Origin of the sequence: Streptomyces sannanensis, assembly GCF_039536205.1 — a bacterium.
GTDB classification, from domain to species: domain Bacteria; phylum Actinomycetota; class Actinomycetes; order Streptomycetales; family Streptomycetaceae; genus Streptomyces; species Streptomyces sannanensis.
This window is the reverse complement of sequence record NZ_BAAAYL010000001.1, coordinates 47,820-61,838: the sequence shown is the minus strand read 5'-3', so window position 1 is coordinate 61,838 and position 14,019 is coordinate 47,820. Positions and strand designations below refer to the sequence as shown.

Here is a 14,019-nt window from a genome sequence, read left to right as displayed (position 1 = left end):
CATTTTCCGGGCGTAATGTCCGAGGCAGGGAAGGGACGGACGCCATGAAGTACGAGGATCGCGCGCACGCGGGCCAGGAACTCGCCGACAGGCTCACCGCATGGGTGGCCGAGGCCGGCCTCACCGACATCATCGTGCTCGCACTGCCCCGGGGCGGCGTCCCCGTCGCGGCAGCCGTCGCACGGGCCCTGGGCGCACCCCTCGACATCCTGGTCGCCCGCAAGATCGGCGCCCCGGGGCAACCGGAGTACGGAATCGGCGCGATGGCCGGCGACGACGCGCCCGTGTTCGACCAGGACGCCCTGACGGCGCTCGGTCTCACAGAGGAGCGGCTGTCGGTCGACGTGGTGCGAGAGCGCACCGAACTGCGGCGGCGCGAGGACCTCTACCGCGGCGGTCACCCGGCCGCGGACCTGCGCGACCGCACGGTCGTCCTGATCGACGACGGACTCGCCACGGGCATCACCGCCCGTGCCGCCCTGCGTCATCTGCGCCGGCAGCACCCGGCGCGGCTGGTCCTGGCTGTGCCGGTGGGCAGCCGCCGTGCCGTCGACAGGCTGCAGTCGGAGGCCGACGTCGTCGTCTGCCTGTACCAGCCGCCCTACTTCCATGCGGTGGGGCAGTGGTACGCGGACTTCGAGCAGCTCTCCGACCGGGACGTGCTCCGACTCCTCGACGAATTCAGTGGGGGACGACACGGGCGATGAGCAGGGCGACATCGTCATGGTCGCCGGGGTGCCGCAGATTGTGCAGAAGCCGCTCGCAGGTGTCCTCGAGAGTGCGGTGCGGCACATCGAGGAGTGCGAGCAAGACCCGCAGCCGGGTGTCGATGTCCTGGTCGCGGGTTTCGACCAGGCCGTCGGTGTAGAGGACGAGTTCGTCCCCGAGGCCGAGCTCGATCGTCGTGGTGCGGAAGGGGACGCTGCCGACGCCCAGCGGAGCGCCCGTGGGCAGGTCGAGCAGCGTGGGCGTACGGCCGGGCCGTACCAGTGCCGGCGGCAGATGGCCGGCGCAGGAGATGTGGCACCGTGAGTCGCGAGGGTCGTACAGAGCGTAGAGACAGGTCGCGATGTATGACTCCAGCTCACTGGTGATCTTGTCGAGGTGCTGCAGCACATGAGCGGGGTCGAGGTTCAAGTCGGCCAGGGTCTGGGTCGCGGTGCGCAGCCGCCCCATGGCCGCGGCGGCGTTGATGCCACTGCCCATCACGTCGCCCACGACCAGGGCTGTCCTGTCCTCCGCGAGGGGGATGATGTCGAACCAGTCGCCACCGATCTCGCTCACGCTGCCGGCGGGCTGGTAGCGGGAGGCGACTTCCAGACCGACCAGGTGCGGCGGACGCTGGGGCAGCAGGCTGCGCTGGAGCGCGAGCGCGGTATTGCGCTGCTGCTGGTACAGGCGGGCGTTGTCGATGCACACCGCGGCTCGGGCAGCCAGCTCACTGGCCAGCAGGTTGTCGTCCTCGGTGAACGGCAGCGGATTGCGGGCCCGCTTCAGATCGAGCGCTCCCAGTACCTCGCCGCGGGCGATCAGCGGCACCGCCAGGTACGAGTGGACCCCCGCCCGCGCCAGAAGCTCGGCGGCGCCGGGGTCGCGGGCAATACGGGACAGATCGCCCTCGGCGAAGGTGGGCAGCATGACGGGCCGGCCGGTGCTGACGCACTGGGTGACCAGCCGGTCGGCGTCATAGCGCGCCAGTTCACCGGGTGGATCGGCGGCTTCCACGGCCACGGTGCGATAGGCGGCGGTGACCGCGAGAGCGCGGAACAGCGCCTCTCCAGTGGCGGAGGACGAGGAGCGGCGCCCCTCCAGGATGGAGTCCAGGACATCGACCGCCGCCACGTCGGCCAGCTCGGGCACGGCGATGTCGGCCAGCTCACGCGCGGTCCGCTCCAGGTCCAGCGTGGTGCCGATACGCACGGAGGCGTCGGCGACCACGGCGAGCCGGTGCCGGGCCCGTTCCGCCTCGGTGGCCGAGCGGTCCCGGTCGGTGACATCCACCACCGAGGCGGCCACCCCCAGAATCCGGCCGCTGACGTCCTCGAGCCGGTAGAGGGACACCGACCAGGCGTGTTCGGTGTCCGGATCCTTCGGTATCCGTCCGACGGTGTAGTGGTCCAGCAGCGGAATCCCGGTCGCCAGGACGTGGCGCATCGAGGCCTCGACGCCGTCGGCGTCCAGGAAGGGCAGCGTTTCCCGTACACGTCTGCCCAGATACTTCTCCGCGGGCAGGCCGGTGATCCGTTCCAGTGCCGCGTTGACCGATACGTACCGCAGATCGGAGTCCATCACCGCCAGCCCGATAGGGGACTGCTCCACCAGCTGCACCGACAGCGCCAGGTCCCGTTCGACCTTCCGCACCGCGGCCTGATCCGTGGCGAGCCCCAGCGCGTAGGGGTGGCCGCGGTCGTCCAGCAGCCGCATGTTGCGGAACTCCAACAGACGTGTGCCCCCCTGCTTGTGCCGGACAGGGAAGACCCCCGTCCAGCTCTCGCCCCCGGCCATCACCCGGGCGAACAGCTGGAGCACGAGATCGACGTGCTCCTCGGCCACGAGCAGGTGCGCCGCGAACCGGCCGAGCGCCTCCTCGGCCGTGTATCCCAGCAGTTCCTCGGCCTGCGGGCTCCACAGCACGATCCGCCCGTCCGCGTCGAAGACGACGGCGGCGACACACAGCGTGTCCAAGAGCCCGCCCGGTGGCGACGGACCCGCCTCCACGTAACCGGCCGGGCCGAGATCGGCCCGGAACGCATCCGTGCCAGCCATCTGCGGCACTCCCTTCCGTGCCGTTGCGGCGCTCGCTCGCCGTGTCCATAGTCTCTCGACATCCACTGCCCCCGCAGCCCCACCGGGGCCACGGGGAACCAGCGGATGTTTCATGGTGCGCGTCGCCGCTCCCGCTCGGTGCCCGGCGTCCCCCGGCCGTCACCACCGGCGGAACGAGCACACACCTCTCCATCCTGGGCTCGCCCCGGTCCGCCTATCATTCTTGTCGTGTTCGATTCCCGGCAGTTGAAGACCTTCCACGAAGTGGTCAAGACCGGGTCGTATTCCGCGGCGGCTCGCTCACTCGGATACACACAGCCGGCGGTCAGCCAGCAGATGAAGGCCCTCGAACGGGACGCCGGCACGCCACTCTTCACCAGGGTCGGGCGCGGAATCAGGCTCACCGAGGCCGGTGAGGCGCTGACCCGGCATGCCGGGGCGATCCTGGACAGCCTCTCGGCCGCGCGGCAGCAGATCGACGCGATAGCCAGGCTGCGCGCGGGACGGGTGCGGGTGTGCGCCTTCCCGAGTGCGGCCGCCACCGTCATTCCCGATGCGATGGCCCGGCTGGCGGCGGACCACCCGGGGATCAGAGTGGACCTGCTGGAGGGCGAACCCCCCGAGTCCCTGGGCCTGCTTCCCCGTGGTGAGGCCGACATCACGCTGGCGTTCAGCTACCCCGGTCTGCATGTCGACGTCCCGGAGGAACTGGCCGAGATCCCCCTGCTGGAGGACCGGCTGACGGTGCTGCTGCCCACTGGGCACCCGCTGGCCAGACGGCGGGCGGTGCAGCTGGCCGACCTGACGCACGAGCGGTGGATCGTCGGCTGCCCCCGGTGCCGGGCCAACTTCCTTCATGCCTGCGCGGAGCGGGGCTTCACCCCCGACATCGCGTTCAGCACCGATGACAACCTGGTGGTGCAGAGCCTGGTCGCGGCCGGCGTGGGCATCGCCATGATGCCGGCGCTGGTGCTGTCGTTCCTGTGCCACAGCAAGGTGACCGGCCGGGTCGTCGAGCCGCTCACCCTCCGCAAGGTCTCGGCCTACGTGTTGCGTGAGCATCTGCGCATACCCGCCACCGCCCTGGTGCTCGACTCGCTCAGGGCGGTGGCCGCGAACCGGGCAGGTTGATCCGCAGGTTGTCCGGCCCGGCGGGCGGTGAACAGCGGCGCGATGTCGTCGGCGCGGTCCGTGGCCTGCCGCGCCTGCCCTGGATCAGCCGGTCGGCGATACCGGCCGGGGAGGAAGCTGTGGCGTCCGCGAAGACACGGCGAGCCGCTCAGTTCGGTGACCGGGTACGTGTCTCGGCATCGATGCCCGGCAGCCAGGTCCAGTACCTCGGTACGGCCGTCCGGCCGCCGGATCGAGCCGGACATGGCAACAGCCGGCGAACTGCCCGGGATCGAGGTCGATGAGCAGCCGGTTGGTGCCGCTCATCACCTCCTTCGGCTCCTGCCGGAGACGGCGAAGGCGCGCACCGCACTGCGGAGTTGACCCACGGTGGCAGCGGCGACGACACCGTAGAGGCCCGCCATGAGCTGCGGAACCGGCGCATGGTCTCCTCGGCGTCCGCCAGGTGGATGCCTCGCCCCGACCGGTACGCCTCGGACACCGGGAACGGGCGGTTCACATGCATGCCCCACCACGCACCGAGAAGCGCGCACGGCAGCCCGGCGACGACGGCCATCCTCAGCAGACCGGGACTTCCGGAGCACAGAAAGAGGACACCGGAATATCCGCCGAGTGCCGTGGCCGTCCCGGCCGTGGCCTCGGCGCACCAGCTCGAGCTCGCCGGACCCCGGGCGTTGCCGTCGACCCGCACCTGTGCCTCCGGCCCCACCCAGCGGCACCGCACTCCATGAGGGTGCGGCCCTCACGCCGCCAGGCAGGTCACACAGTCAGGACGCGCCTCGGCTTGGCCGACGCGCATCCTGGACCAGCACAGTGGCGGCCGGGCCGCGGGCCCACGGCCCGGCCGCTCGCGGCTCAGCCGTTCGAGCAGGTGCTGCCCCACGCCGGGTTCAGCAGCCCGATGACGTTAATACTGTTGCCGCAGGCATTCAGGTCCAGGCCGATCGGCACCAGGACGTTGTTCCCCGTGAGGATGCCCGACGACGGCCCCGTGATGCCCACCGCGTACGGATCGTCCTGCGCGGACGCGACACCACTGCCGAAGGCAATGAGGCCCCCGGCGGCAATCAGCACGACAGCGGCCTTCTTCAGCTTCATCACCGTTTTGCTCCTTCGGAATGCCGCCGCGACCGTTCGCGGCAGCGACTTCCGGAGAGTTACCGCGTCTTCGGCCGACTGGCCCTTGATCCGGGGCGAGACCACCCGGGTGGCGGACAAACGACCATGTGATGGGCCCTTCGGCGACAGGGAGTCGGGGACCGGGCCGTCCGAACCGCCGTGCCGGAGTCCGTGGAACGGCGCACCATGGGCTCATGGCCGGACGCATCGCTGATTTCAGCACTCCCGGGAGCCTCGCGGAACCCGGTGAGGGTATCAGCCCGGAAGAGCTCGCCCTGGCGGCCCGTAACCATGCCCTCCCGCTGGAGGCCCTGCGCGACGACCTCACCCCGCCCGGACTGCACTACGTCCTGACCCACTACGACATTCCCGCCGCCGACGAGTGGCGCCCGGCTGTGCACGGCCGGGTCCGCACCCCGCTGACACTCGACCTGCCCACGCTGTGGTCCCTCCCGGCCGCCATCCACCGCGTCACGATGGAATGCGCGGGCAACGGCCGAGCCCGGCTCACCCCCTGACAGGTGAGCCGGCCCTGGCTGACGGGTGCCGTCGGAACGGCCTAGTGGACTGGGGTGCCATTTCCTGGGCGACGACGCCGCCATGGTCGCGATCCAATGGCTGCCGTCCCGCCAGGACTCCGTCGGGGGTGCCCAGGGCTCCCGCCGAGCCCAGGGGCGCTCTGCCGCTGGGTAGGTGTCAGCCATCCGTGGACGGCGAAACCTGACGCCGCTGCAGGGGCAGCGTTGCATCGAGGGCTGCGGCGAGTTCGGGAACGGTGGGCCGGGCGGCCGGATCAGGACGGAGGCAGCTGTCGATGGCTGCGGCGAGACCGTGCGGCAGGCGCCGACGGGACCCGATCGGCGGGGCAGGCTCCTCGAGCTGCGGATACCAGTCGTCCCGGCCGTCCGGGTCGCCGGTCCCGTCCATGGCCTCGCCCTCGTCCATGGTGTCGCCGCTGTGGAACGGCACGTCGCCGGAGGCTACCTCGTACAGCGTGACGCCGACGCCCCACACGTCGGCGGCGGCCGTCAGCCGACCGCCGCGCGCCTGCTCCGGGGCCAGGTAGCAGTGGGTGCCGATGCCCGGAGGGGCGCCGCCGGGCGCCCGGGCGACGCTGAGGTCGAGCACTTTGGCGTGTCGGCAGTCGACCACGACGTTGGACGGCTTGAGGTCCAGGTGCAGCAGGCCTTGGCCGTGCAGGTAGTGGATCGCCGAGCAGAGATGCACGCCGAGGACGGCTATGTCTGTGGCGGCCGGGCGGCGCGGCAACCGGTGAATGAGGTGGGCCACCGTTTCGCCGGTCAGGGATTCCAGGACGACGAGCGGTTCGGGCGTCTCGAAGGTCTCGTACGCGCGGACCAGGTGCGGATGGGTGAAGGTCCGGAGCCAGTGGCCCTCCCTCAACAGCCGTTCGCGCAACTGCTCCTCGTGGTGGCGGTCGGGGCGTACGACCTTCACCACGCATCGGCAGTCGCGCTCCTCGCTCCATGCGTCGTAGATGTCGAGCCAGCCGGTCCGGGCCAGATGGGCCAGGACCTCGTAGCCGGGCCCGGGTTTCGTTCCGGGCGCCAGCGGCGGAGACGGTCGTGCGGTGGTACGGCTCATGAGAGCACCTTCCCCCAGGGGCGGGGGTACCGGCGAGAGCGTGGCCGGTCGCTGCGCTCAGCCGGTGGATCCGGGTGGGTCCCACCGCGCCGGAACAGCTCTTCGTGCGTGCCGCGCTTGACGATTCGGCCGTGGTCCAGCACCACGATGCAGGTGGCGTCGCGGGCGGTGAACAGATTGTGGGAGACCACGATGGTGGTGCGCCCGGCTATTCGCCGGCGCAGCGATTCCATGATCCGTCGCCCGGCTGGGCGTCCAGGCCCCCGACTGGGCATCGCGCGGGCGATCGCGAGGCGCCGGCGCGGACAAGCACATCGTCCACCATCGAACAGCCAGATCTCGGCCGCGTCGACGACGGGCCCGACCATGCAGAAGCCGAGTACCGGAACGAGCCGGCGCCGGCCACCCCGTGTGCAGGGCCAGAACCGTCGGAACACCTCACGCGGGGCGACTGGCGGTGCGGCGGCGACAACGGCATCGGGTCGTCGGCCACCGACAGCAGGCGCCGCAGAACATGCCATGAGACATGCGCCATGGCACCCGTTCCTCACGAGTTGCGGCCGGAGCGGACCAGGAGCTCCGGGCTCCGGGTCCGCCCCACCATCCGGTGCGGTCGCCACTAGTAACCGTGGTGGTCGTGACGGCCATGGTCATGGTCATGGTGGTCATGGTGGTCATGACGGCCATGGTCATGGTGGTCATGGTCGTGATGGTCCTCGTCGAAGAAACGCTCTTCCGACGAGTCCCAGCCCCAGTCACGATGGTTCGCGGGAATGAGATAACTAAAGATCGCCATGAGCTTCCTTCCTGAAAATACTTTCAGTCGGGATACGTCCCAGAACGGCCGGTGGATGGCGTTCCCGGAAAATTTCTCGCCCAGTGTCCATGACAAGGTGGTGGCGGGCGGGCAGAGAAGGGGAGAAGAGTGATCTCATGATCGACGCCTACCTCCGCCGCATCGGCGCCACCCGGCCCGAACGGCCCACCGCGGACGTCCTGCGTGAGCTGCAGCTGTGCCACTTGATGAGCGTGCCCTTCGAGAACCTGTCCATCCACCTCGGCGAGGACATCGTGCTCGATGAGACATTGCTGGTCGAGAAAGTCGTGGACAGAGGGCGCGGGGGCTTCTGTTACGAACTCAACGGGGCGTTCGCCGCGCTGCTGCGGGCCGTCGGATTCCGGGTGGAGCTGCTCCAGGCGCGGGCGTCCGGACGGGACGGCCGGCCCGGCATTCCCTACGACCATCTGGCGCTGCGCGTCCGTACGGCCGATTCGGCCCGGTCGTGGCTCGTCGACGTCGGGTTCGGCGACCACAGCCATCACCCGTTGGCCCTCGACGGGCGGGGCGAGCAGCGTGACCCGGCCGGCATGTTCCAGGTCGTCGAAACCGAGGGCGGGGACCTCGAGGTACTCAGAGACGGCAAGCCGCAGTACCGGCTTGAGACACGGACGCGAGAGCTGGCGGACTTCGAGTCCGGAGCCTGGTGGCACCGTACGTCGCCCGCCTCGCACTTCACCCGGTCCCTGGTCTGCTCCCGGCTGACCCCCCGCGGCCGGGTGACGCTGAGCGGACGCACACTGATCACCACGGTGGCCGGCGTACGCCAGGAACAGCACCTGGAAACCGACGCCGAAGTCCTCGCCACCTACCGGGAGCACTTCGATCTGGTACTGGCCCGGGTGCCGGAGGTTCGTACCGCATGAGAGACCGACGTCCCTCGCGGTGACTCCGTCAGGGATTCCATTTGTACTTGCCGCCGCCGACCCATCTCACCCACGCCGGATCGTCGAGGTCGATGTTCTGCAGTCCTTCCCTATGCGCCATCTTGATCACGTCCAGCAAGTCGTGGGCGGCCCCCACCGTGATCCCGTTGATCTGGACCAGGCGGAAGGGCCGATCGCCCGGTGTGACTCCGAGGACGACGATCGGTGTCCGTGCTGCGTCGGTCATGCTTCCAGCGTGTGCCGGCGGCGCGACCGGTGCACATCGGCGACACGGGGCTCCGGCAGTATCCCGGCGGACACCTTCGGGCCGCCGCGTATGCTCGCGGCGGGCTTCGTGGACCAGCGGAAGGGGACGGAGTCCGAGCCACCGGACCGCGCCCGCCACGCCCGGAGCTCGAGGAGAAACGTATGCCCCGCCAACCACCTCTGGAAGAAGCCCTTGCCTCCCTGCGGGACGAGCTGCAGAGCGGTCAATGCTCGATCATCGGCCTGACCACCTGGGAGGCCTGGCCGGCCTTCCTGAGTTTCGGACGCCGACGTTTCGACACGCCACCCATCCCCGAAGCCGACGGGCTGCTCCTCCAGTACGGCACGTACTCCTTCGACGGGCCGCCGATGTTCACCCTGGGCCTCACCCGGCAGTTCGCCGTCTCCGATGACGGTGGCGAGCACGACCACCACGTACAAGTCCAATGCGAACTTCTCTACGCGCCCGACAGTGTCCTTCGCGCTCTCGGAACCTTCAACTCCTGGTTCTTCCACGACACCGGCGACGACCTCGGCCAATGGGCCGAGATGCTGAGCGATCGCCTGGAGCCGCTCCACCGACGCAAGCCCGTCGAGATCAACCTCTACGAGGAGCTGGTGTAGCGGCCGTGCTCTTCGAGGAAGCCCAGGACGAGGGAACCGGCGGTGACACGGAATTCCTCGAAGCAGGCGTGCCGCGCGCCAGGGCTCAGCCGCAGCCGGGCACCCCGGATACGGTCTGTGAGCAGGGCGGCGTTCGCCGCGGGATCGAGGAGGTGTCGCCGTGCACTACCAGCGTGGGTACGCAGATGTCGGGCAGTACATTCCACGCGTCGTGCTGATTGCCGGCGGGCAGGGTGCCGGCTCTGGGCGTAGGCCGGCACGGCGGGGTCAGCGAGCGTGTTGTAGGGGCCGGAGTGGGTTGCCAACCAGGCCGGGGAGTACATCATTTCGAGCAGGGCCTGCCTGGCGGCGGGCTCTGGCCTGGCCACAGATGTGATCCCACCAGTGGTGGGTGCTCGCCTGGCCCGCCAGAAGGACCAGTGGGGTGCCGTCGCCCTGGGTCTGGCAGGCGATACGGGTCTCGGCCGTGCTCCTGATGTGTGGCACAACGCGTGTCCCTTCGGATCGGGTCGGTGCGACGACTATGCGTACGTCTCGGCGGAGGCAAAACCCAGTTGCTCTGTCCGAAGGCCGCTGACAGGGTCTCGGCCATGCCTACCTTCTCCGCGCATGACGGAACCAAGCTCGCCTACCACGTGTTCGGAGAGGGCCGGCCGCTGGTCTGCCTGCCAGGGGGGCCGACGGACTCCGCATACCTCGGCGACCTCGGCGGCCTTTCCGCGCACCGGCAGCTGATCAGGCTGGATCTCCGGGGCACCGGCCAGTCCGCTGCACCGGAGGACGCTGCCTCCTACCGCTGCGACCGACTCGTTGATGACGTGGAGGCCCTGCGCGAGCACCTCGGCCTGGATCGGATGGACCTGCTGGCGCATTGCGCCGGCGCGAACCTGGCCGCGCTGTACGTGGGCCGCCATCCGGAACATGTCAGCAAGCTCGCACTGATCACGCCGAGTGTCAGGGCCGTCGACGCCACGATCACAGGAGACCTCCGGCGCGAGACCGCGCAGCTCCGCCGGGACGAGCCGTGGTTTCCGGAGGCGTACGCGGCCTTGGAGGCGATCCTGGCGGGCAAGGCCACCGCCGACAGTTGGCGGGCCATCGCGCCGTTTTCCTACGGCCGTTGGGACGAGGCGGCTCAGGCCCATCACGCTGCTGACGAAGAGCGGAAGAACATCGAGGTCGTGGCTGCCTTCGGCGCCGAAGGCGCCTTCGACCCGGACGCCACCCGCACCGCGCTCGCCCGGTTCGCACCGCCGGTGCTACTGCTGGCCGGGGAGACGGACCTGGGAGCCCCTCCTCGCGCTATGGCCGAGTTCACCGAGCTGTTTCCGAACGCCAGGCTCGTCATTCGGCCCGGAGCCGGACACTTCCCGTGGCTCGACGACGCTGACGGCTTCGTGGCGACCATCGCGGAGTTCCTGGGGTGAGAACTCATCGACATTGACCTTGCTTGGCCCAGTCGCCTGACTCCCAGTCAGGTCATGTCGAATCACCTTGGAACAACGCGCGGCCCAGCCGGCGGTTCGGCCGGCGCTCGAGCCTGTGTCGCGCTGCCGCGGAGAGGGCGCCGACAGGATCTGCGGGCTCAAGGAAGGGGGACGCCCCGGCCGCGTCCTGCCCAGGCCGGGGCATCCACATGCCGCATGGGTGGTGGGGTGCGGCTCAGGGGGCGATCGCGGAGAGGGTCTCCGTCAGGTCGCGCGCCCCGGTGCGGGGGCGGTTGTGGGGGAGCCGGCTGATCAGCATGCCCATGGCGCATGTGTTGGTGAGGGCGGAGAAGACGAGGCCCGCGCCGATGGCCGCGGAGAACCAGCGGGCGCCGGGAACGAGGAGATCTGCCAGCAGTCCGAGCAGCACCAGCGTGCCCGCGGCGAGGCGGACCTGGCGGTCCATGGCCCATACGGCCCGTGCACCACCGGCGGGTCGGTCGATGCCGAAACCGGCCTGGGCCCAGGCTGTGGTGCCGCCGACGAGGGTGGACGCGGGAATTCCGGCCGTTGCGAGCTGGCCGCATGCGGACGCCGAGCGGGCGCCGGAAGCGCAGACGACGGCGAAGGTGCTGCCGGCGGCGACGGCTGCGCGCAGCGTGGGCAGGGCGCGCTGCAGCTGGTCGAGGGGGATGTTGTGTGCGCCGGGAATGTGGCCGGCGGCGTACTCGCCGGGGGAGCGGACATCGATCACGGTCACGCGCTCCATCCGGGTGTGGAGCTGCTCGACGGTCAGGGAGGCGGTCATCAGGGATTCTCTCTTTCTCATCAGGGTGTGTGAGGGGTGCGGCGGCTCGGCTAGACGATGACGTCGAGGGCCATGAAGGCGGCCACGCCGAGGAGCGCGAAGACGAAAGTGCGCTGGAGGACGGGGCCCGAAAGCTTGTGGGCCAAACGCTTGCCGTCGAAGGCGCCGAGGATCGCGGCCCCGGTGAACGGGCCGACCACAGCCCAGTCGATGCCCATGTCGCTGCCGAGGCGCGGAATGAGGGCGGCCACCGAGTTGATGCTGATCACCAGCAGGCTGGTGCCGACGGCCTCCGCCATCGTCAGGGCGAGGATCGAGATCAGGGCGGGCACGGCGAGGAATCCGCCTCCGACGCCGAGGAGCCCTGTCACTCCCCCGAGGCATGCGCCGATGCCTGCGGTCTTGATCACGCCGGCCTTCCGGTCTGGGGTCGTGGCCCGCCGGGGCGCGAGCATGCGCCAGGCGGCCAGGCCCGCAAGAACGGCGAACGCCATGGTGAGCAGGGTCCCGGGGACATGCGGGGACAGTGCGCCGAAGGCGGCTGCAGTGGGCAGGCCGGCCGCGGCGAACAGCAACCCGGTGCGCCACTGGACCCGGCCGCTGCGAGCGTGGGCGAGCAGCCCGGTGAGGGAGGTCGCGGCCACGATCAGCAGGCTCGCCGAGCCGGCGGCGGCAGGGGTGAAGCCGAGCAGGTAGATCAGAGCGGGTACGGCCAGGATGCCGCCGCCCCCGCCCAGGCCGCCGAGCGCGAGGCCGACGACGGCCCCGGCGATCAGCGCGAGGATCACGGCAGTCATATGGCCGGGCCGTTCCCGCTGTGCACCGGCAGTCCCTGCGGCGCCCCGGCCGGAATGCCGCGCAGGGGGAGTGACTGCTGAGCCTCGTCTCGTACCTCTCGTACGTCGAGGAGCAACGTCTCGCCCGCAGCGGCGCGAGCGCGGGTGTCGGCAGGGATGGTCTCGGCTGGGCGCATACGGCCGTGTGGCATGGCCATCGGTGGGTCTCCGGGCGGTTGCGTGGGAGGGGGTCGGATGCCGACGACCGGACATCCAATACCCCATGGGGTATCTTCGAGAGTGAGCATATACCCCCCTGGGTATTTTTTCGAGCGTGGGCCGCATCAGCCGCCCTCACAACAAGGAGCCCCCGTGTACTTCGCTCAGCACTACCTCGACTGCCTTTCCCAGGCCTCCTACCTGATCGCCGACGAGTCCACCGGCCGAGCGGTGGTCGTCGACCCGCGCCGGGACGTCGACGAGTACCTGGCCGACGCACAGGCCCGCGGCTTCACCATCGAGGGAGTCATCAACACCCACTTCCACGCCGACTTCCTCGCCGGCCACCTGGAACTCGCCGCCCGCACCGGCGCCTGGATCGGCTACGGCCGGCACGCCCGCACCGAGTACCCGGTCCGCCACCTCGCCGAGGGTGAACGGATCAGCCTGGGCGAAGTCACCCTGGAGATCACGGAGACACCCGGCCACACGCCGGAGTCGATCGGTGTCCTGGTCCGCGAGCACGCCGACGACACGGTCCCGTACGGCGTGCTGACCGGCGACGCCCTCTTCATCGGCGACGTCGGCCGCCCCGACCTGCTGGCATCCGTCGGCGTCAGCGCCGACGAACTCGGCCGCATGCTCTACGACAGCGTGCACAACAAGCTGATGGCCCTGCCGGACGAGGTGCGCGTCTTCCCCGCCCACGGGGCCGGGTCCGCCTGCGGCAAGAACCTGTCCACCGAACGCCACTCCACCATCGGTGAACAGCGCGCCACCAACTACGCCTGCGCCCCGATGGGCGAAGAGGAGTTCGTCGCCCTCGTCACCGAAGGCCAGTCCGCGGCGCCCGGTTACTTCAGCTACGACGCCGACCTCAACCGCAAGATGCACGCACTGTTCGACCCGGCCGACGCCGCCCGGGCCCTCACCCGCGAGGAGTTCCTCGCGCGCCGGGCCGCCGGAGCTGTCGTCGTCGACGCGCGCGACCCGCACGAGTTCGCCGCCGGCCACCTGCGAGGGTCACTCAACATCCCCGCCGACGGACGGTTCGCCGAACAGGCCGGCACCGTGCTGGCCCCCGACCGGGAAGTCCTCGTCATCGCACCCGAGGGACGCGAAGCAGAGACGGTCACCCGCCTTGCCCGCATCGGCTTCGATCGCACGGCCGGATACCTCCCCGAGCCCGAGGACACCTTCCGCGCGGCCGCCGACCAGGTCACCCCTGCCCCCCGCCGGACCGTCGCCGACCTCCGGCACACCCTCGCGACGGAACACCCGCCGCTCGTGATCGACGTGCGCGCAGGCGCCGAACGCGACCAGGGCCACATCCCCGGCTCCCTGCACATCTCCCTGCCCGAACTGCCTTACCGCCTTGCGGAAGTACCGGCCGACCGCGCCCTCGTCGTCCACTGCGCCGGCGGCCACCGCTCCTCCATCGCCGCGAGTCTCCTGCGTCACCACGGCTACTCCGCCACTTCCGATCTTCTCGGCGGATACAACGCCTGGCACACCGCCCACCAGCGCGAACAGGCATAACGGTCACACCTCGGAAAGCCGCCGAGGAGGCAGC

At 70.1% G+C, this 14,019-nt stretch carries 17 protein-coding genes and 1 pseudogene; 8 read left to right on the top strand and 10 right to left on the bottom strand.

From position 1 onward, the window contains the following. Nucleotides 1-44 precede the first annotated feature (44 nt). Entirely contained in the window at nucleotides 45-707 is a 663-nt protein-coding gene (locus tag ABD858_RS00360; protein WP_345033663.1) for a phosphoribosyltransferase, read from the top strand. Here ABD858_RS00360 and ABD858_RS00355 read toward each other — a convergent pair. Further along, the gene (locus tag ABD858_RS00355; protein WP_345033662.1) at nucleotides 682-2,766 is read right to left on the bottom strand and encodes a SpoIIE family protein phosphatase; all 2,085 of its coding nucleotides are present in this window, start codon (nucleotides 2,764-2,766) and stop codon (nucleotides 682-684) included. The two genes, ABD858_RS00360 and ABD858_RS00355, sit on opposite strands and share 26 nt — an antisense overlap. 228 nt (nucleotides 2,767-2,994) lie before the next feature. Between ABD858_RS00355 and ABD858_RS00350 the strand changes: the two genes are divergently transcribed. Beyond that, complete coding sequence (locus ABD858_RS00350; protein WP_345033661.1) at nucleotides 2,995-3,897, top strand: LysR family transcriptional regulator; 903 nt, start codon at nucleotides 2,995-2,997, stop codon at nucleotides 3,895-3,897. A 392-nt stretch (nucleotides 3,898-4,289) separates the two neighbouring features. Here ABD858_RS00350 and ABD858_RS36640 read toward each other — a convergent pair. Continuing rightward, a pseudogene (locus ABD858_RS36640) lies at nucleotides 4,290-4,588 on the bottom strand (SpoIIE family protein phosphatase); the annotation flags it as partial. Between the two features lie 164 nt (nucleotides 4,589-4,752). Further along, on the bottom strand, nucleotides 4,753-4,995 hold the full coding sequence (locus ABD858_RS00345; RefSeq protein ID WP_345033660.1) for a chaplin: 243 nt from the start codon (nucleotides 4,993-4,995) through the stop codon (nucleotides 4,753-4,755). Nucleotides 4,996-5,210: 215 nt separating this feature from the next. Here ABD858_RS00345 and ABD858_RS00340 point away from each other — a divergent pair, with 215 nt between their 5' ends. After that, nucleotides 5,211-5,534, top strand: a complete 324-nt coding sequence (locus ABD858_RS00340) for a molybdopterin-dependent oxidoreductase (protein ID WP_425586124.1) — start codon at nucleotides 5,211-5,213, stop codon at nucleotides 5,532-5,534. 178 nt (nucleotides 5,535-5,712) lie between these two features. Here ABD858_RS00340 and ABD858_RS00335 read toward each other — a convergent pair whose 3' ends face one another. From ABD858_RS00335 to ABD858_RS00325, 3 genes are all read right to left on the bottom strand, one after another. Beyond that, entirely contained in the window at nucleotides 5,713-6,621 is a 909-nt protein-coding gene (locus tag ABD858_RS00335; RefSeq protein WP_345033657.1) for a serine/threonine-protein kinase, read from the bottom strand. Continuing rightward, nucleotides 6,618-6,854, bottom strand: coding sequence for a hypothetical protein (locus tag ABD858_RS00330; protein ID WP_345033655.1), 237 nt, complete (start codon nucleotides 6,852-6,854; stop codon nucleotides 6,618-6,620). The genes ABD858_RS00335 and ABD858_RS00330 overlap by 4 nt, the downstream gene beginning before the upstream one ends. A 386-nt stretch (nucleotides 6,855-7,240) precedes the next feature. Next, a complete protein-coding gene (locus ABD858_RS00325; protein WP_345033653.1) occupies nucleotides 7,241-7,417 on the bottom strand; it encodes a hypothetical protein in 177 nt (58 codons plus the stop codon). 137 nt (nucleotides 7,418-7,554) lie between these two features. Between ABD858_RS00325 and ABD858_RS00320 the strand changes: the two genes are divergently transcribed. Further along, on the top strand, nucleotides 7,555-8,325 hold the full coding sequence (locus ABD858_RS00320) for an arylamine N-acetyltransferase family protein (RefSeq protein ID WP_345033651.1): 771 nt from the start codon (nucleotides 7,555-7,557) through the stop codon (nucleotides 8,323-8,325). Nucleotides 8,326-8,353: 28 nt separating this feature from the next. Here ABD858_RS00320 and ABD858_RS00315 read toward each other — a convergent pair whose 3' ends face one another. Continuing rightward, entirely contained in the window at nucleotides 8,354-8,572 is a 219-nt protein-coding gene (locus ABD858_RS00315) for a hypothetical protein (RefSeq protein WP_345033649.1), read from the bottom strand. Nucleotides 8,573-8,754: 182 nt separating this feature from the next. Here ABD858_RS00315 and ABD858_RS00310 point away from each other — a divergent pair, with 182 nt between their 5' ends. The 3 genes from ABD858_RS00310 (at nucleotide 8,755) to ABD858_RS00300 (ending at nucleotide 10,643) form a co-directional block, all read left to right on the top strand. Continuing rightward, complete coding sequence (locus tag ABD858_RS00310) at nucleotides 8,755-9,216, top strand: hypothetical protein (protein WP_345033647.1); 462 nt, start codon at nucleotides 8,755-8,757, stop codon at nucleotides 9,214-9,216. Nucleotides 9,217-9,221: 5 nt separating this feature from the next. Then, nucleotides 9,222-9,434 (top strand): hypothetical protein, encoded by a 213-nt coding sequence (locus tag ABD858_RS00305; protein ID WP_345033644.1) that lies wholly within the window; start codon nucleotides 9,222-9,224, stop codon nucleotides 9,432-9,434. Between the two features lie 372 nt (nucleotides 9,435-9,806). Further along, entirely contained in the window at nucleotides 9,807-10,643 is an 837-nt protein-coding gene (locus ABD858_RS00300; protein ID WP_345033643.1) for an alpha/beta fold hydrolase, read from the top strand. A 235-nt stretch (nucleotides 10,644-10,878) separates the two neighbouring features. Here the strand turns inward: ABD858_RS00300 and ABD858_RS00295 are convergent, their stop codons facing one another. The 3 genes from ABD858_RS00295 to ABD858_RS00285 are packed head-to-tail and all read right to left on the bottom strand — an operon-like array spanning nucleotide 10,879 to nucleotide 12,445. After that, nucleotides 10,879-11,451, bottom strand: a complete 573-nt coding sequence (locus ABD858_RS00295) for a rhodanese-like domain-containing protein (RefSeq protein WP_345033642.1) — start codon at nucleotides 11,449-11,451, stop codon at nucleotides 10,879-10,881. A gap of 50 nt (nucleotides 11,452-11,501) precedes the next feature. Beyond that, nucleotides 11,502-12,248 carry a sulfite exporter TauE/SafE family protein gene (locus ABD858_RS00290; protein WP_345033641.1) on the bottom strand — a complete coding sequence of 249 codons (747 nt, stop codon included), beginning with the start codon at nucleotides 12,246-12,248 and terminating at the stop codon, nucleotides 11,502-11,504. Beyond that, complete coding sequence (locus ABD858_RS00285; RefSeq protein WP_345033640.1) at nucleotides 12,245-12,445, bottom strand: hypothetical protein; 201 nt, start codon at nucleotides 12,443-12,445, stop codon at nucleotides 12,245-12,247. The genes ABD858_RS00290 and ABD858_RS00285 overlap by 4 nt, the downstream gene beginning before the upstream one ends. A 154-nt stretch (nucleotides 12,446-12,599) precedes the next feature. On the opposite strand from ABD858_RS00285, the gene ABD858_RS00280 reads away from it, so the two are divergent. After that, nucleotides 12,600-13,985, top strand: coding sequence for an MBL fold metallo-hydrolase (locus ABD858_RS00280; protein WP_345033637.1), 1,386 nt, complete (start codon nucleotides 12,600-12,602; stop codon nucleotides 13,983-13,985). Nucleotides 13,986-14,019: the final 34 nt, after the last annotated feature.